General features: G+C 49.5%; 17 protein-coding genes. 8 read left to right on the forward strand and 9 right to left on the reverse strand.

The window, feature by feature from the left end:
* Positions 1 to 57: 57 nt before the first annotated feature.
* The 4 genes from ACSZO4_RS08710 to ACSZO4_RS08725 form a co-directional block, all read right to left on the reverse strand.
* Positions 58 to 1,386, reverse strand: coding sequence for a PTS sugar transporter subunit IIC (locus ACSZO4_RS08710; protein WP_437888489.1), 1,329 nt, complete (start codon positions 1,384 to 1,386; stop codon positions 58 to 60).
* Positions 1,379 to 1,693, reverse strand: a complete 315-nt coding sequence (locus ACSZO4_RS08715) for a PTS sugar transporter subunit IIB (protein WP_437888490.1) — start codon at positions 1,691 to 1,693, stop codon at positions 1,379 to 1,381. The genes ACSZO4_RS08710 and ACSZO4_RS08715 overlap by 8 nt, the downstream gene beginning before the upstream one ends.
* 10 nt (positions 1,694 to 1,703) lie before the next feature.
* Positions 1,704 to 2,684, reverse strand: a complete 981-nt coding sequence (locus tag ACSZO4_RS08720; RefSeq protein WP_437888491.1) for a 6-phosphofructokinase — start codon at positions 2,682 to 2,684, stop codon at positions 1,704 to 1,706.
* A gap of 406 nt (positions 2,685 to 3,090) precedes the next feature.
* Positions 3,091 to 3,303, reverse strand: a complete 213-nt coding sequence (locus ACSZO4_RS08725) for a YdgH/BhsA/McbA-like domain containing protein (RefSeq protein WP_437888492.1) — start codon at positions 3,301 to 3,303, stop codon at positions 3,091 to 3,093.
* Positions 3,304 to 3,444: 141 nt separating this feature from the next.
* Between ACSZO4_RS08725 and ACSZO4_RS08730 the strand changes: the two genes are divergently transcribed.
* On the forward strand, positions 3,445 to 3,966 hold the full coding sequence (locus ACSZO4_RS08730) for a Crp/Fnr family transcriptional regulator (RefSeq protein ID WP_437888493.1): 522 nt from the start codon (positions 3,445 to 3,447) through the stop codon (positions 3,964 to 3,966).
* A gap of 58 nt (positions 3,967 to 4,024) precedes the next feature.
* Entirely contained in the window at positions 4,025 to 4,525 is a 501-nt protein-coding gene (locus ACSZO4_RS08735; RefSeq protein ID WP_437888494.1) for a YgjV family protein, read from the forward strand.
* A 52-nt stretch (positions 4,526 to 4,577) separates the two neighbouring features.
* On the opposite strand, the gene ACSZO4_RS08740 is transcribed toward ACSZO4_RS08735, so the two are convergent.
* Positions 4,578 to 4,790, reverse strand: coding sequence for a YdgH/BhsA/McbA-like domain containing protein (locus ACSZO4_RS08740; protein ID WP_437888495.1), 213 nt, complete (start codon positions 4,788 to 4,790; stop codon positions 4,578 to 4,580).
* Between the two features lie 264 nt (positions 4,791 to 5,054).
* Here ACSZO4_RS08740 and ACSZO4_RS08745 point away from each other — a divergent pair, with 264 nt between their 5' ends.
* A complete protein-coding gene (locus tag ACSZO4_RS08745; protein WP_437888496.1) occupies positions 5,055 to 5,927 on the forward strand; it encodes a LysR family transcriptional regulator in 873 nt (290 codons plus the stop codon).
* A 2-nt stretch (positions 5,928 to 5,929) separates the two neighbouring features.
* Here the strand turns inward: ACSZO4_RS08745 and ACSZO4_RS08750 are convergent, their stop codons facing one another.
* The 4 genes from ACSZO4_RS08750 to fdhD form a co-directional block, all read right to left on the reverse strand.
* Positions 5,930 to 6,892 (reverse strand): DMT family transporter, encoded by a 963-nt coding sequence (locus ACSZO4_RS08750; RefSeq protein WP_437888497.1) that lies wholly within the window; start codon positions 6,890 to 6,892, stop codon positions 5,930 to 5,932.
* A gap of 141 nt (positions 6,893 to 7,033) precedes the next feature.
* Positions 7,034 to 8,530 (reverse strand): class I adenylate-forming enzyme family protein, encoded by a 1,497-nt coding sequence (locus ACSZO4_RS08755; protein ID WP_437888498.1) that lies wholly within the window; start codon positions 8,528 to 8,530, stop codon positions 7,034 to 7,036.
* Between the two features lie 46 nt (positions 8,531 to 8,576).
* The gene (locus tag ACSZO4_RS08760; RefSeq protein WP_437888499.1) at positions 8,577 to 9,965 is read right to left on the reverse strand and encodes a lysine decarboxylase; all 1,389 of its coding nucleotides are present in this window, start codon (positions 9,963 to 9,965) and stop codon (positions 8,577 to 8,579) included.
* A 213-nt stretch (positions 9,966 to 10,178) separates the two neighbouring features.
* On the reverse strand, positions 10,179 to 11,015 hold the full coding sequence (gene fdhD, locus ACSZO4_RS08765; RefSeq protein ID WP_437888500.1) for a formate dehydrogenase accessory sulfurtransferase FdhD: 837 nt from the start codon (positions 11,013 to 11,015) through the stop codon (positions 10,179 to 10,181).
* A gap of 156 nt (positions 11,016 to 11,171) precedes the next feature.
* Between fdhD and fdnG the strand changes: the two genes are divergently transcribed.
* From fdnG to dcuC, 5 genes are all read left to right on the forward strand, one after another.
* Positions 11,172 to 14,222, forward strand: a complete 3,051-nt coding sequence (gene fdnG, locus ACSZO4_RS08770) for a formate dehydrogenase-N subunit alpha (protein ID WP_437888501.1) — start codon at positions 11,172 to 11,174, stop codon at positions 14,220 to 14,222.
* A gap of 12 nt (positions 14,223 to 14,234) precedes the next feature.
* A complete protein-coding gene (gene fdxH, locus ACSZO4_RS08775) occupies positions 14,235 to 15,137 on the forward strand; it encodes a formate dehydrogenase subunit beta (RefSeq protein ID WP_437888502.1) in 903 nt (300 codons plus the stop codon).
* The gene (gene fdoI / locus ACSZO4_RS08780; RefSeq protein WP_437888503.1) at positions 15,134 to 15,769 is read left to right on the forward strand and encodes a formate dehydrogenase cytochrome b556 subunit; all 636 of its coding nucleotides are present in this window, start codon (positions 15,134 to 15,136) and stop codon (positions 15,767 to 15,769) included. The genes fdxH and fdoI overlap by 4 nt, the downstream gene beginning before the upstream one ends.
* A 157-nt stretch (positions 15,770 to 15,926) precedes the next feature.
* Positions 15,927 to 16,856, forward strand: a complete 930-nt coding sequence (fdhE, locus tag ACSZO4_RS08785) for a formate dehydrogenase accessory protein FdhE (protein ID WP_437888504.1) — start codon at positions 15,927 to 15,929, stop codon at positions 16,854 to 16,856.
* 276 nt (positions 16,857 to 17,132) lie between these two features.
* On the forward strand, positions 17,133 to 18,440 hold the full coding sequence (gene dcuC / locus ACSZO4_RS08790; RefSeq protein ID WP_437888505.1) for a C4-dicarboxylate transporter DcuC: 1,308 nt from the start codon (positions 17,133 to 17,135) through the stop codon (positions 18,438 to 18,440).
* Position 18,441 lies beyond the last annotated feature (1 nt).

Genomic DNA, 18,441 nt, shown 5'->3' on the forward strand with positions numbered 1-18,441 from the left:
ATACAGCTCAGCTAAGGTAAGGCTAATACAGATAAGGACTCCACTGAACCCCACCGATTAAATCGCACCTTCCTTAGCTGACTTGCCATTAACGAACCAGGCAAGGAACGCAACGAAGATGATAAACAGACCGACAAACAGCCAGTTATTCTGGAAGGCATGACCCAGCACCAGGCCAGAGCTGATAACGTCAGAGTCACTGAAGGTCACACCGGTAAAGCCGTAGCTTTCCAGCATCGGCACCAGAATGGCCGGCAGGAAGGTAATAAAGAGACCGTGAACCACGCCGCCAATGACCGCGCCGCGACGCCCACCCAGCGCGTTGCCGAACACACCCGCGGTACCGCCCGCAAAGAAGTTGGTCAGCAAGCCAGGCAGAATCATCGCCAGACCAAACATCGGGAACACCAGCATGCCGATGATGGAGCCGACGATGACCGCATTAGGGGCATAGGGGAACAGCACCGGACAGTCGAGCGCCGGTTTGGCATCCGGCACGATGCGCATGGCAATACCACGAAACGCGGGGACCAGCTCGTTAAGCAGCAGACGCACCCCGCTGTAAAGCACAAATACCCCGGCAACAAACTGAATGGACTGCATAAAGGCGTACATCAGGTAGTTCACGCCATTAGCGAATTGGGCGATGTATTCCGGGCCTGCCGCCACGGCCGGGATCAGATACATCGGCACCATCACCACCGCCATCGCCAGATAGGTGTCCTGCAGAAACTTGAAGTTGTCAGGCAGCTGTAAATCTTCGGTCGAGCGGGAACCTTTGCCGACGACTTTCGCCACGGCCGCCTGCACCAGATAGCCAATGGTGCAGAAATGCCCCAGCGCCACATCATCCGAACCGGTAATACGTCTGACCACCGGTTGCGCCAGCGCGGGCATCAATACCGCCATTGCGCCGCCAAAAATACCCCCGGTAAGGATCAGCGGCAGCCCGGTCAGACCGGCTTTGTACCCAATGACCGCGCCGATAGTCGCCATCCACAACAGCGCCTGGCCGGTGAGGAAGATATATTTCAGCGGTGTCAGACGGGCAATGATGATGTTGACGGCGAAAATCACCATTAACGTCAGCGCGACTTCCGACCCCAGCTCGCGGTTTGCCAGCCCGGCAATGGCGGCAACGTCGGTGATATACCCTTTCATGCCGAAACCGTGGGTAAAAATATCATTCAGGAAGGTCAGGGTGGCGACAATAATATTGATGCCCGCCATCATGATTAAAAAACCAAGCAGTGTTTTAAACGTCCCTTCGGCAATTTTACCCGGTGACTTCTTCTGTAAGATCAAGCCGAGCATGGCAATAAATGCGATTAATATTGACGCCTGCCCGAGTAAATCTTTAACGATAAACTCAACAAAGCTATTCATGATCGACCACCTTCATATCATGCAGTTTTAAAAAGGCGACAATCTTTTGCTCAATTTCTTCTTTATCGGTTAATTTATTGAGCACCACTACGCGCCTGATCTCTTCTTCGCTGGCATCTGCCGTTAAAATATCGGCAAAGACTTTTTGGGTTAAAATCATGTCGGATTTAAACGCACCGGCTTCTGAAACCGTGGTATGTTCAACTTTTGCCGGAATTTCTAATTTTTTCAGCACCGCCTTTGCGCTCATTTCGATCGCAAAGCTGGAGCCGAGGCCGCAGCCACATACGCAGAGAACTTTAAGCATGTAAATCTCCTCAAATAATATTGAGTTGTTTGGCAAGTTTGTAAGAGTGTCCTTCAGTATCTACCAGACGTTTTTTCATACTAATAAGATCAATCGGAATCGGTTTATTACTTGAATTTATAATAATGGCTTTATTTTTCATGCCAGACTGAATACAGCGAACCACTTCACTGGCCATAATGGTGCCTTGATAAATTTCCTCGCAGGTGGGGTCGCCGTTACGCAAACCGTAGCCAATAATCGTCTTGCGGATCCGCACGCCAATCCGGGGTTCAAGCTGCGCGATCATGGTGTCGATAGCACCCTGAAATCCCGGTGAATACTCGCGTGTATAACCTTCAGAGCAGAGAATAACGACGCTGTTCTGCCGTGCCAGTCGCGCTTTAATACGCTGAGCCAGCTCATCTATCGGAATCTGACACTCCGGGATCAGAGCAATATCTGCGTTGCTTTTAATCGCCGATTGCAGCGTCAGTTCACCACAATAGCCACCCAGTACTTCCACCATAAAAACACGACCGGGCAGCGCTCTCCCCGTATTTCTTAAGCGTGAAACTTCTTTAAGAATTTGTTCACAAGCGGTAGAAAATCCAATCGAATAATCGCTGCCATAAACGTCGTTATCGATGGTCATGCCAACCCCAAAACAATTTACATCAAATTCACTGAGCGTATTAAGAAATTGCAGAGAACCATCGCCACCGGCCATAATTAATACATCAATACGCAATGACTTTAATTTTTTGGCAATGACTTCATATTCACTGCGCACTAATTTTCGGCTTGTTCTTCCTGATGTGATAATGGGAATAGAGGCAATCGAGAAATCGACCAAATCGCACCAGGCAATTTCATTGTGCTTTTTATCAAGCAGCCCTGGAATCCCTCCGTTAAAAAGGGTTATTTCAGCCTGAGTCAGTCGTGCTATCTGGAAAATAAAATTATTTATGCCAGAAACATCACCACCGCTAATAACGACTCCGATTTTCATCGCGTATTCCTCAATTGCTGCCAGTGACGCTATTTTTTCCTGACTTCAAGCCCTGTATTTGCAATGAAAGTCACATTTTTTGGATAAATTTAATACAGCAAAACATTGACACCCTTATTTAATAGCCAATATTTGCGACATTTATCACATAAACAGACAGAGAGGTAACTCACATTATTTTTATTAATTCCTTTTCTATCATTGAGTTATGAATATGTAAAAATTTACCCGCACCGGGGTATGAAAAACGCAGAACGGAAGAATAAATGGAGTGAGGTTTTGTGACTTTACGCGCATTTTTTGCCGGCAAAGAGGCATAGAGAGACGAACAGAAGGGAAAGCGGAGAGGGAAAAACGAACCTGTCCCCGCTCCGAAGAGCAAGGGACAGCGGCAATGCGGAGAAACTTATTTGCTGAGTTCAGCAGTCATATGAACCTGGTTGCCAGAGAAGGCTTCAGTAATTTGATAAGATGACGCGCCAGCCTGTTGTGCCTGAGCGGCGATTTTAGCTTCTGCGCCGGACAGAGTGGAGTCAGTTGCGGTCACGGTCTGAGCAGCGAATGAACCGAAAGAAGTAGCCAGAGCGATAACTGCGACAAAAGTTTTGATGCTTTTCATGATGTGTACCCTTCAGTAAGTTTGTTTATGTGAGGCACCGTGCCTCGATGAAATGAATAATAGACCTGTTGACTCGCAACAGAAAGTGGAATGATTTGCAGTTATACTTCAGTTTTATTGAATGAGTATTGAGACACAAAAATGACACCAGACTGGCTGCAGCCTCTGCTCGATACACGCCGTTTTCGCGCGGTCCCTGCCTCAACATTTCTGCAACGGCAGGGCGACAAACAGACCGTGTTTTTCTGGCTCAAAGAGGGGATTGCCCGGGCGGTGTACCACTCCAGTCAGGGAGACGAGCGTATCAAGAAGTTCTATTTTCCCGGCGAGTGCTGCTTTCTCTACCTGAACTGGCTGATGGACAACGCTGCTGATTACAGCCTGCAGATGCTCACCAGCGGCGTGGTTACAGAAGTGCCGCTGAGCGAGCTGGATAAAGAAAAAAACGCCCCGGCCAGGCTCGCGCTGCTGACTCAGCAGGTGATGTATAAAGAAAAGAAAGAGCAGATGTTTTTACTGAATAACCCGCAGCAGCGCTGGCAGTATGTGCAGGAGAATTTTCCGGACTGGGAAGCTCTGCTCACCCAGAAAGATCTCGCCAGCTACATCGGCTTCTCTGCGGTCAGTCTGTCACGCATCCGGGGACGGCTTAACAAAGGTTAACGACGCCCGCTTTTTTCCCCCCTATCCTCCACGCCACTTTTGATGACCGGGTGGTGCCATGAACCTCTTTCTTCTGTCGCAGCTGCTTGCCTGCGGCGCATTTATGCTCGATGTGCTGGCGTTTCAGTTTTCACGTCGGGTTGTATCGTTGACCTTTCTCGCCTGCTCCACCAGCCTGCTGGCATTCCACTTCTGGCTGCTGGATGAAACCAGCGCCAGCGGGATGATGATCCTCGCAGCCTGCCGCTATCTGACGGCGACTATCACCACCCGGAGCACGTTAAAGTGGAGTTTTCTCGGCGCATCGGTTTTGTGCAGCCTGATGACCTGGCAGCATCCTGCCGATGCACTGCCACTGGCGGGTAGCCTGATGATGACCCTCGCCGCATTTCAGCCGGACGCCGGGCGCCTCAGAATACTCACGCTTGGCGGCAGCCTTTTCTGGCTTTCCAACAATCTTCTGGCGGGTTCGCCGGTTGCGGTGGTCATGGAAGCCACATTTATGATGAGTACGCTGATTTCGTACCGGAGACTGAAGCAGGCTAAAGGGATGGGGTGACCAGAAACGAAAAAAGCGCCCGCAGGCGCTCTTTCGACAGTAATACTTTGGCTTATTTGGTCAGCTGTGCGGTCATATGAACCTGGTTGCCAGAGAAAGCTTCAGTAATCTGATAAGACGCCGCGCCAGCCTGTTGTGCCTGAGCAGCAATTTTAGCTTCTGCGCCGGACAGAGTAGAGTCAGTTGCGGTCACGGTCTGGGCAGCGAATGAACCGAAAGAAGTAGCCAGAGCGATAACTGCGACAAAAGTTTTGATTCTTTTCATGATGTGTACCCTTCAGTAAGTTTGTTTATGTGAGGCACCGTGCCTCGATGAAGTAGATAGTAGACCTGAACATCATCAACAAAAAGCGGAAGGATTTGCTTATATACATCAAAATTACTGATTAAAAATTCAACATGGATGAGGATTGTACTCATACCCTCTACGTTATATACATATGTAAATGTTTATCAGTTTTTTTTACAAAATGAGATTAAGTTGATGTTTTAGATATTTATCTGACGCTTTAGAGGGAATTGTAAATAAATGGATCTTAATCAGTTAAAGACTTTTGTCACGGTAGCGGAAACATCGAGTTTAACCAGGGCGGCCAGTCTGCTTTTTCTTAGCCAACCAGCGGTTAGTGCGCATATAAAATCACTCGAGAGTGAGTTTAACGTTCGTTTGTTTACCCGAACGCCGAGAGGAATGGAGCTCACGCCTGTCGGTGCTGTTATGCGCGATGAAGCACGTATGGCACTCACCGCAGCCAGTAATTTTATCCAAAAAGCACGTTCATTAAATGATACAGGTACCTGTACACTGGGCACTATTTCCATTCCGGTGATCCTGAACTTGCCAGGCGTATTGTCTGAACTTCGCCTGCGACAGCAGAATGTGAACCTGACAATTCGGCAGAATATATCCGGACATATCATCGATTCTGTCATCAACGGTGAAATGGATGCGGGGTTTGTTATTGGCAATATCAATGACAAAAACCTGGGAGTGCTGGCCATTTCACCGATTACATTGTGTGTCGTGGGTCCATGGGCATGGCGTGAGAAGCTGCAGGCTGCTGAATGGGATGATATTCAAAAATTCGCCTGGATATCCACGCCTGATAAATGCTCTTTCACGGGCATCACGCGGGCATTTTTTGAACGTCATAATGCAGTGCTGGTCCCCTCCGTGGTTGCCGATCAGGAGAAAACGCTAACCGAACTGGTATGTCTTGAAATGGGGCTGACATTAATGCGTGAAGACCTCGCCTTACCCGCACAGAATAACGAGTTAGTTTACATCTGGCCTAAAGCTAAAACGGTGAGCCAACTTTGCTTTATATGGGCGAAAAGCAGAGAGTCTTCACCGATAGTCATGGCCCTGATTGACTCGGTGAAGACTCTCTGGAAGCTGTAGTGTCAGGCCCGGCTGACAGCCATCGCAGGTACGGAAAGTTTGGCCTGGGCCAGTTTACGCTGGTTCAGGTTGTTTAAAATGAGCGCCGTTGCTGTAATGCCAGCGCCAGCCAGTTGAATCGAAGTCGGCACCACACCGTTCAGAGCAGAGACAATAAAGGCGGTGACGGGTACCACATCCATAAAGAGTACACCGTTCGTCGGAGTGATAATTTTGTTGTCAATATTCCAGCAAAGCACCGCCATCAAACCCGCCACCAGCGCCATATACAGTAAATGAGGAATAACAAGACTCACCGTCGACAGCGTCGGAGCAGCAATATTGCCGGTCATCACAAGGGCTGCATCAATGGTGGCGACACTGATCATACCGAGAAGCGTGGTCATCGTTGTGTAACGCACCGGACTCCAGTGAGGGAAATAACTTCCTCCAACCGTATACAGTACCCAAGATAACGCACCAGCAATCAGGAGTAAGTTAGCCGTCAGATTTAACGGGGAGTTCATAACATCAGCTGCATTTCCATTGGTGATAACCAGTATTACACCCGCGAATGACATGAGAATAAATCCGAACGTGCTGGCATGTGGACGGCTTTTCTTCAGCAACCACACCGTCAACAAGCCCAACATTGGCATTGTGGCCATCATGATTGATGCCGTCAGTGCGCCAGAGGGACCCGCCATTTTCTGTCCGAGGAAAACCAAAAATCCAAATCCCGCAAAGCCAAAAGTTCCGAGCAACCAGGCAAGGCCCCAACGTTCACCTTTTAAGCTGAATCCGCTACTTCCTTCCATACACAACAGAATCAGGGCGAAGGCAGCGCCTGCAATGGCATAACGTATGGTAGTGAAGTTAAATGGATCAATATACTGTAATGCATCGGTCATAACAGGGAACATCGCCCCCCAGGAAACGGTTGCCAGCAAGCAGCAAATTAAACCCTTCGAATAGCTGTTTTTCATGATAATTATCCTTTTCAAATATATTAATATGGAGAAGTCGTTTCTGATGACGTTAATTATTCCATTGCAGCTTGATAATGACTATTCGTATATTTTTATGCAGCTATCAGGAATATTGATAGCTGCAAGAAGAAATACCCACTAAGCGGCTGATAAAATTTTCACAACGTCATTGAAGCGAACTTTGCCACTTGGGCTATAGGGGATCTTATCAACCTTCATGGGTCTAATATTTTTGACGTTATGATTTTGAAACTTTTGTTTTATAATACTCATTAGCTTCTCCACTTTGTCTTTTTCTTCATGCTTTGTACTATAGATACATTTAATACAGGATTTTCCATCCTCTACGACAGAGATAACGGCCACATCGGAAATGCAGGGAAGACCACGAATATTCTCCTCCATTTGATAGATGTGACTGTTATTATTGGAATCGCCATTGCGATTCATTAAGAAAAGCCGCCCCTGCCTATCCAGATAGCCATGATCGGCCATCAAAAAATACCGGACATCACCAATATTAACAAAAGGACGAGTGCCATCAGCGTATTCATCCATTAACATATAACTGGCAATAGCAACGCGCCCATTATTTCCTGCGGCAAGAGGATTATTATTTTCATCAAGTATCAACACCTGATTCCCATCGAAAACCTTACCCACGCTTTGTGGATAATTAAGCATATCCGTAGGTTCAGAAAGAACATTAACGCCAGACTCAGTACAACCATAGTATTCATAAAATACAGAGCCAAATGATTTTATTGCGGCTTGCTTGCTGTTGACGGAAAAATAGCTTCCCCCAACGAGAACCCAACGCAGATGAGATTGATACTTCACGTTTTCAGCAAGATGGGTCAGCTTGCTAACCAAATTCGGAGTCATAACGCTTGCGGTAACGTTTCTTTGTGAAAGACAGTTGATGATGTCACTATTATCATCCTGATCAACAATGTAAATCGGACTCCCCAACCCCATAAACATTCGCGCCCATCCATTACCTGCGGCATGGTATAGCGGCAGAATAAGCATAAAACCATCGTCACTGTTGAAACCGTAGCGTCCGGTAAACCAGTTAAAGCGACGAGTATCAAATGAGCGATAGCGTAAAGCAATTTTAGGTAGCGAGCTGGTTCCCGATGTTAATGAGACCGCCCGAAATACAGGAGGAACATGGCCGGAAAGTAAGTTATCAATATCCTGAGCATGATGTTCACCAATACTTTTAATGATCGGATCGGTCAGCGCATCGATAGCAAGCATGGCACTGCCGGTTGTATTTAACATATTCAATTCTTCCGGAGAGTAAAGATTGAACGAAACCAATAAGATATCTGGATTTATTCTTTTTATTAGCATCGCCAGCCTGTCAACAGGTAATGAATAGTCCAGGCCATTAGCCGGGATACCCAGCGTAGCAAAAGCAGCCAGCCAGCAAATAACATCGACACTATTTTTGGATAAATAACAGGCCGAGCGCAGTTGCTCCTTGCTATACATACGTTTTAAAAATGCCACATGTGATTCAGTACGGACAAGGATATCTTGCCAGGTATAATTTTTTTCTTTTACTACCACACAGATGTCGTTGCCACGTGCCGATGCAATTTTTTTGATTTTCTCTAATGAAATCATTATATTATTCCTTTTATTTATAAGATGTTATAAACCATTAATTATATTAAGCAGCGATAACGAGCAAACCTTTCTCTTCGTAGGTTTTTATTTTCTGGGTTACCGCATCATTAATCTGATCGCCAGGAAAAACAATAGGAACACCTGGAGGATAAGGAATAATAAATTTCTCAGAGATATTAAGAACCACATCATTCTGATTTATTAAAAACTCCCGAGCTATTGTAGATAATGCACTGATTAATGCATTAACAGCCAATTCATTTATTCCAATATGAAAGTTTAATAATAAATGTTTATTAAGCGTTCTTTTAACAAATACATTGTGCTGTAGTAACTTCTCCTTGATAACGGATGCATCGGATATCTTTCCTACGTTTACCATCACTTTGGTCGGATCATGCAGGATATGCTTTTGGTCCTGAAATAGTTCAAAATCCGTGTTCAGAAAAGAAAGTTGAGGGTCCAGACTCACCGATGCTTTAAATTTGTCGACCAGAGTACGAGAATACAATGCCATTTCAGCACCATATTGATACATACAGGACTGCGCCAAATCCAGCGATGCAAGAATGGGATAATTTGGGGATGTTGTATGTATTCTGAATTTTGCCACCTCAATTTTATGAGGCAGTACGGATTTTCCTTTACAATGAATCAATGATGCCTGGCGGAGGCAAAACAGTGATTTGTGTGCAGAATGTGTACATACAACTTCCAGGTCCGGATATTGTTCAATGATGTGATCAATATTCATTACCGTGTAAGGATGGGTGTCATCACAAAAATAATTAAGACTCCCCCATGCTTCATCGATAAAAAACTTGCGAGTACTCACGCCGGATTTTAATAAATGAGAAAGTACACCAGGAATATCATAAATAAGCCCCTCATAGGATTGAGCTGTCAAAATAATGATATCGTAGCCTTTTCCTTTGGATTGTTTATCGAGGGCGGTGGTGGTGAGTTTATCTAATGACCATGCTTTTATCTGTTCATCTTCAGCGGTCAGATCTGAGTTGAGATAATCGACATTTGCACCCAGAGCCTGGCTATGAAAATGAACCGACTGATGACAATTTTTATCAACCAAAATGTGATCTTCTTTGTCATAAAGTGCTGTTATGGCAATTTGATTAGCGACACTGGTGCCACCAGTAATATAAAATGAATTATCTGCATTGTAGAGTTGCGCTGTTAATTTTTGAGACTTACTAATAACGCCTTTAGGAAAAAAGAAATTATCAAAAGCTTCATCAGTAATGGTCGCTTCCAGACAAAAATCTTCCTTCCTTTGTGCAGGAAGGATATCACTGTGGCCAGCGCTGGAAATCGGCAATGCATGAAATGAATGTATTTCTTTCTGGCATATATTCTTCAGTGAATCAAATAACGGGGTTTCTTCCTGGTTAAATCTGACTACGTTGCTTTCCATTTTTATTCCCTCAGAAGTATTCAGTGCATGGATATGAATATGCGCTAAAGAGGGAGGTATATAAATTCGTGAATTTTGATACAGCTATAATTATTGCTGATAACGTCATTCACCTGTAGTGATGCGGCTATTGCAAAGGGAATATCAGCAGAGTATTGGCAAACTTTCTTGCCGGATGGCGCCTGATGCCTTATCCGGCCTGCAAATACTGATTCACCCCATAATTAACCGCTGCGGATGGGTATAAATTGTCGCCCTGCCCGGTTTACAGAAGCCCACCAGCGTCAGATTACAACGTTCGGCAACCTCAACCGCCAGCGTGGTCGCCGCGGAGACGGCAAAGAGGATCTCCACGCCACACATCGCCGATTTCTGCACCATTTCGTAACTCGCACGGCTGGAGACCAGCGCCGCGCCTGACTGCCAGCGCTCGCCTTCATGCGCACGATGGCCCAGCAGTTTATCCAACGCCACATGGCGGCCCACATCCTCATGCCCGCCAGCCAGTTCACCCGATGGCAACATCCAGGCAGCGGCGTGCGTACAGCCAGTCAGTTTCCCGATGGGCTGGAAGTCCGTCAGATGGCGGAGCGCCTGATCAAGGTTTGCCAGACTGAACGTCTGCGTAAAGGGCAACGGCGCAACGGGTTTACCTATGTCATTCAGTTGCTCAACGCCACACACGCCACAGCCAGTACGCCCGGCCAGCGCGCGTCGCCGCTCTTTCAGCCCCATAAACCGGCGGCTGGAAAGTTCGATTTGCACTTCAAGACCATTACAGGAGGGAACCACTTCCATGCCGTAGATTTCTGACGCGCTTTCAATAATCCCTTCGGATAAGGAAAACCCAACGGCAAACCACTCCAGGTCTTTGGGTGACGCCATCATCACCACATGGGAAATTCCGTTATAAACCAATGCGACAGGCACTTCCTCAGCCAGAACGTCGGGGCAAGGAAGTTGCAGATTATCCCGCTTCCACAGCGTAATCTGCCGTGAACCTGGGATCTGAGTAGCATTTTCGGGTTGTTCAGTATGGGTTTTGTTCACGTTGTATTAACCGAATTAAAACAGGCTCACCAACAATGTGGTATTCTGAGTTATACCCCTTTTTTGCAGGGGATTAGTATCGATTTTGAACCTTTGCGGCGACGACCGCAAAGTAAATAGAAAACCTCGTGACAATGTCGAAACAAGGAGTAAACCATGCAGGTCAGCAGAAGGCAGTTCTTTAAGATCTGCGCTGGCGGTATGGCAGGTACAACAGCCGCAGCACTGGGCTTTGCCCCAGGGGTAGCGCTGGCGGAAACGCGGCAATATAAATTACTGCGTACCCGTGAAACTCGAAACACCTGCACATACTGTTCCGTAGGCTGTGGGCTATTGATGTACAGCCTCGGTGACGGTGCGAAAAACGCCAAAGCATCTATTTTTCATATCGAAGGCGATCCGGATCACCCGGTTAACCGCGGGGCGCTCTGCCCTAAAGGCGCAGGCCTTGTTGATTTTATCCACTCCGAAAGCCGTCTGAAATATCCTGAATATCGCGCGCCAGGCTCCGACAAATGGCAGAAAATCAGCTGGGATGATGCTTTTGACCGCATCGCTAAACTGATCAAGCAGGACCGCGATGCCAACTATGTCGCGCAAAATGCCGAAGGCACCACCGTCAACCGTTGGCTCTCCACCGGTATGCTGTGCGCTTCAGCCTCCAGTAATGAAACCGGTTATTTAACCCAGAAATTTACTCGCGCCCTCGGCATGCTCGCCGTGGATAACCAGGCGCGTGTCTGACACGGACCAACGGTAGCAAGTCTTGCTCCAACGTTTGGTCGCGGTGCGATGACCAACCACTGGGTAGATATGAAAAACGCCAACCTTATCATCGTGATGGGTGGGAATGCAGCTGAAGCGCATCCGGTGGGATTCCGCTGGGCGATGGAAGCTAAAATCCATAATGGCGCCAAATTAATCGTTATCGATCCTCGATTTACGCGTACCGCTTCGGTCGCGGACTTTTACACGCCCATTCGTTCCGGGACGGATATCGCCTTCCTGTCCGGCGTGCTGCTGTACCTACTGAGCAACGAAAAATATAACCGTGAATACACCGAGGCCTACACTAACGCCAGCCTGATAGTGCGTGAGGATTTTGGCTTCGAAGATGGCCTGTTTACCGGTTACGACGCAGATAAGCACAAATATGATAAGACCAGCTGGAACTACGAGCTGGATGAGCAAGGTTTTGCCAGACGCGACACCACGCTGACCCATCCGCGCTGCGTGTGGAATCTGCTGAAACAGCACGTTTCACGCTATACGCCTGAAGTGGTCGAAAACATTTGTGGTACGCCAAAAGCCGACTTCCTCAAAGTTTGCGAGTACATCGCTGAAACCAGCGTGCATGACAGAACCGCATCCTTCCTGTATGCGCTGGGCTGGACACAGCACTCCGTCGGCGCACAGAACATCCGAACCATGGCGATGATCCAGCTGCTGCTCGGCAATATGGGGATGGCGGGCGGCGGCGTAAATGCCCTGCGCGGTCACTCCAATATTCAGGGGCTCACTGACTTAGGGCTGCTGTCGCAAAGCCTGCCGGGCTATATGACGCTCCCCAGTGAAAAGCAGACTGACCTGCAAACCTACCTGACCGCCTACACCCCCAAACCCTTGTTACAGGGCCAGGTAAACTACTGGAGCAATTACCCGAAATTCTTCGTCTCGATGATGAAAGCCTTCTATGGCGACAAAGCCACCGCGGAGAACAACTGGGGCTTTGACTGGCTGCCGAAGTGGGATAAAGGCTACGACGTCCTGCAATACTTCGAGATGATGCATCAGGGCAAGGTCAATGGTTATATCTGCCAGGGCTTTAACCCGGTTGCCTCATTCCCGAATAAAAACAAAGTGGTAGCGTCGCTTTCGAAGCTGAAATTTCTGGTGACTATCGATCCGCTGAACACCGAAACCTCTACGTTCTGGCAGAACCACGGTGAACAGAACGATGTGGATACCGCGAACATTCAGACTGAGGTATTCCGTCTGCCTTCCACCTGCTTTGCGGAAGAAAACGGTTCGATCGTTAACTCCGGTCGCTGGCTGCAATGGCACTGGAAAGGTCAGGATGCGCCGGGCGAAGCCGTCACCGACGGTGAGATTCTGGCTGGCATCTTCTTACGCCTGCGCAAAATGTACGCCGAAGAAGGCGGTGCGAACCCGGAACAGGTGTTGAGCATGAGCTGGAACTACGCCACGCCTCACGAACCGGCGTCCGAGGAAGTGGCAATGGAGAGCAACGGACGGGCGCTGGCGGATGTCATCGATCCGGTCACCAATACGGTGCTGGTGAAAAAAGGTCAGTTACTCAGCACCTTTGCCCATCTGCGCGATGACGGTTCAACGTCCAGCGGCTGTTGGATTTTTGCCGGGAGCTGGACGCCGGAAGGCAACCAGATGGCTAAGCGCGATAACGCGGATCCATCCGGTCTTGGCAACACCCTGGGCTGGGCATGGGCGTGGCCGCTCAATCGCCGCATTCTTTACAACCGCGCCTCCGCCGATCCGCAGGGAAAACCCTGGGATCCAAAACGCCAGTTGCTGAAATGGGACGGTGCCAAATGGGGCGGCGTGGATATTCCGGACTACAGCGCCGCCGCTCCTGGCAGTGATGTCGGGCCGTTTATCATGCAGCCGGAAGGTATGGGGCGTCTGTTTGCTATCGATAAGATGGCGGAAGGGCCTTTCCCGGAACACTACGAGCCGTTTGAAACGCCGCTGGGCACTAACCCCCTGCACCCGAATGTGGTTTCCAACCCGGCCGCCCGCGTCTTTAAGGGCGATCTGGAAGCCATGGGTAAAGCCGATAAATTCCCGTATGTCGGTACCACTTATCGTCTGACCGAGCACTTCCACTACTGGACCAAGCACGCATTGCTGAACGCCATTGCGCAGCCGGAACAGTTTGTGGAAATCGGCGAGAAGCTGGCAGGAAAACTGGGCATTATCCAGGGAGATACCGTCAAAGTTTCGTCGAATCGCGGCTATATCAAAGCCAAAGCGGTGGTCACCAAACGTATTCGCACTCTGAAAGTAAACGGTCAGGACGTGGATACCATCGGGATCCCGATCCACTGGGGTTACGAGGGGGTGGCGAAGAAAGGCTTTATCGCCAATACCCTGACCCCGTTCGTTGGTGATGCAAACACCCAAACGCCGGAGTTCAAGGCGTTCCTGGTGAATGTTGAAAAGGTATAGCGGAGACGAATTATGACTTATCAATCGCAGGATATTATCCGTCGTTCCGCCACTAACAGTTTCACCCCCGCGCCTCAGGCGCGGGATCACCAGCAGGAGGTGGCGAAGCTTATCGACGTCACCACCTGTATCGGCTGTAAAGCCTGCCAGGTGGCCTGTTCAGAGTGGAACGATATTCGTGATGAAGTAGGACACAACGTCGGGGTGTACGACAACCCCGCTGATTTGACCGCCAAATCCTGGACGGTGATGCGCTTTTCAGAAGTCGAGCAGAACGACAAGCTGGAATGGCTGATCCGCAAGGATGGCTGTATGCACTGCGCCGATCCCGGCTGCCTGAAAGCATGCCCGTCAGAAGGGGCTATCATTCAGTATGCCAACGGGATTGTCGACTTCCAGTCGGAGCAGTGCATCGGCTGCGGTTACTGTATCGCCGGTTGTCCGTTCGATGTGCCGCGCCTGAACCCGGAAGATAATCGCGTCTACAAATGCACCCTGTGCGTGGATCGCGTGAGCGTCGGTCAGGAACCAGCGTGCGTAAAAACCTGCCCGACCGGCGCCATCCACTTTGGCTCCAAAGAGGATATGAAAGCCCTGGCGGGCGAGCGCGTGACGGAGCTGAAGACCCGTGGTTATGACAATGCGGGCCTGTACGATCCGGCAGGCGTCGGCGGGACACACGTGATGTATGTCCTGCACCATGCCGACAAACCGAATCTGTACCACGGTCTGCCGGAAAATCCGCAAATCAGCGCCACCGTGAAATTCTGGAAGGGTATCTGGAAACCGCTTGCGGCGGTTGGCTTTGCGGCCACCTTCGCCGCCAGCATCTTCCACTATGTCGGGGTCGGTCCGAACCGAGCGGAGGAGGAAGATGACAACCTGCATGAAGAGAAAGACGAGGTGCGCAAATGAAAAAACGTGACACCATCGTGCGCTACACGGCGCCGGAACGCATCAACCACTGGGTCACCGCCTTCTGCTTTATACTGGCGGCGGTGAGCGGGCTGGGTTTCTTCTTCCCGTCCTTCAACTGGCTGATGCATATTCTTGGTACCCCTCAGCTGGCGCGCATTCTGCATCCGTTCGTCGGGGTGGTGATGTTCGCTTCATTCATCATCATGTTCTTCCGCTACTGGCACCATAACCTTATCAATCGGGACGATATCCTGTGGGCGAAAAATATCCATAAGATTGTCGTCAACGAGGAGGTCGGGGATACCGGGCGCTATAATTTCGGCCAGAAATGCGTGTTCTGGGCGGCGATTATCCTGCTGGTACTGCTGCTGGTAAGCGGCATCATTATGTGGCGTCCGTACTTTGCGCCTGCGTTCTCTATTCCGGTTATCCGCTTTGCCATCATGCTGCATTCGTTTGCCGCAGTCGGGTTAATTGTGGTTATTATGGTGCACATCTACGCCGCCCTTTGGGTTAAAGGCACGATAACCGCCATGGTGGAAGGTTGGGTAACCAGCGCCTGGGCGAAAAAACATCACCCGCGCTGGTACCGGGAAGTCCGCGAGAAACAGGATAAAAACCAGCCTTAACGCATGATGATGAAAAGATGGTTAGTGATGTCATAAATATTTCCCTTAGCCCAATTACGGTTATCATTATGACATTCACCAGGACGGGTTTACGCTACCCGTCCTGCCAAATCACCGGGCGAATTTCACACATTCGCCCAAACCAGGAAGTGACTGAATGAGTATTCGCATTATCCCGCAAGATGAGCTGGAGAAGAGCGAGAAACGCACGGCGGAAGTGATTCCGCCGTTATTATTCCCCAGGCTGAAAAATCTTTATAACCGCCGGGCTGAACGCCTGCGCGAACTGGCTGAAAATAACCCACTGGGTGATTATCTGCGCTTCGCCGCGCTTATCGCCCACGCTCAGGAAGTGGTGCTCTATGACCATCCGTTGCAGATGGATCTAACGGCGCGCATCAAAGAGGCCAATGACCAGGGCAAGCCGCCGCTGGATATTCACGTCCTGCCGCGCGATAAGCACTGGCAGCGTTTGCTGCACTCGCTGATTGCGGAACTGAAACCAGAGATGAGCGGCCCGGCGCTGTCGGTTATTGAGAATCTGGAAAAATCTTCTGAGCAGGAGCTGGAGCAGATGGCCAGCGCGCTCTTTGCCTCCGACTTTGGTGCGGTCAGCAGTGATAAGGCGCCGTTTATCTGGGCTGCGCTGTCTCTGTACTGGGCGCAGATGGCCAGCCTGATCCCCGGAAAAGCCCGCGCGGAATACGGTGAACAGCGTCAGTTCTGCCCGGTGTGCGGCTCAATGCCCGTCGCCAGCATGGTCCATATTGGCACAACGCAAGGTCTGCGCTATTTGCACTGCAATTTGTGTGAGACCGAGTGGCACGTGGTACGCATCAAATGCAGTAACTGCGAACAGACCCGCGATCTGCACTACTGGTCGCTGGACAATGAACAAGCAGCCATCAAGACGGAAAGCTGCGGCGACTGCGGGACCTATCTGAAAATCCTGTATCAGGAAAAAGATCCTAAGGTGGAAGCGGTTGCGGATGATTTATCTTCGCTGGTGCTTGACGCGCGGATGGAGCAGGAGGGCTTTGCCCGCAGCTCAATCAATCCGTTCCTGTTCCCAGGCGAAGGACAGTAAGCGTAGGTAATTTTCACCGGGCAGAATGATACTGCCCGGCCGCAACGTCAGGTGCGTCGACGACTAATGTTCCCCACCGGCCCTCAACGTCTTTATCTGTTTCCCACAGCTTTTAACAGTTGTGCGAGTAACCTCTCATTCTTTCTCTTCAAAACGATGACTTCGCCGTTGAGTTGATTTCGCTCAAACACATAATCAAAAAGATATACATACCATAACATAAAGGTTATCCAACTCTCTGGTTAACCATTCGGGAAACAGCCTCAGGGAAATGTTATGGCTACAGCACTTCTTCTTTCAGGTGGCCTGGTTCTAATTGCCACGGTCATCCTCCTTATCAAACAATACGATACGCGTACTGTGTTGATTGGTTCAGGCATTCTGCTTTGCTGTCTGTCCCTGTCGCCGCTCAGCGCATTTGACGCCTTTGCCCAACGCATGACCACCACCGCGTTGGTGCAGTCAATTTGCTCAAGCATGGGCTTTGCCTTCGTCATGAAGTACACGCAATGCGATTTACACCTCGTCAGGCTACTGACTGGTTCAATCAAAAAGCTGGGTATTTTACTGATCCCCATTGCTGTAGTTGTGACGTTTTTTATTAGCATCGCGATCCCCTCTGCTGCGGGTGTTTCTGCTGCAGTCGGCGCAACGCTTATCCCTCTCTTAATCGCCTCACGCATTCATCCAGCCATTGCTGCCGGAACAGTAATAACCGGAACCATTGGCGCCACGTTGAACCCAGGCATTGCGCATAACGCCCAGATAGCGGGTATCGCTAATAAGCAGATTATCGATTTCGTGATTTACCATATGCCACTCTCAGCGGGAATTATGGCGATCGGAGCGGTTTGCCTGACTCTGGTTGCGGTTTTACGCAAAGAAATTCGGCTCACGCCGGAACAACTTCTGCTGGCACAGGACTCAACCGACGGGAAATCCGCCACCATCACCCTGGAAGAGAGTGTAAAGGTCAACCTCCTGTGGGCACTGGCGCCTTTTATGCCAGTGATTCTGCTGGTGCTATCAAGCCTCAATATGCTGGGGGACACCAAACTCAGCGTTACTGCTGCCATGATTATCGGCTCACTGTATGCTCTGCTGGTAACCCGCAGTAATCCAAAAAATATCACCTCTGAGTTCTTCAATGGTATGGGTTCTTCCTACGCCAATATTCTCGGCATCATCGTTGCAGCCGCGGTTTTTATTGAAGGGCTAAAAGCCTGCGGTCTGATGGGTAATTTTATTCAGTTCCTCATCCATGAACCTGAATTTGCCCGTTGGGGCGGCTCTGTCGGGCCATTTGTCATGGGAATGGTCACCGGTACAGGTGATGCCACTGCCTTTGCTTTCAACGAAGCCGTTACGCCTTCGGCCCATCAATTTGGCTTTCTGCCGGAAAACTTAGGCGCAGGTGTGATGTATGCAGCTTGCGTCGGACGCAACATGTCCCCAATAGCTGGGGCTACGATTGTCTGTGCAGGTCTGGCCGGCGTGAACCCACTGGCGGTCGCGAAACGCACCGCATTAGGCATGATTATTAGCCTGTTAGCTATCGCACTGCTCTGGATGGGCATGCAATAAG

Source organism: Phytobacter sp. V91, from assembly GCF_965644225.1.
Classification (GTDB): Bacteria; Pseudomonadota; Gammaproteobacteria; order Enterobacterales; family Enterobacteriaceae; genus CBFFRJ01.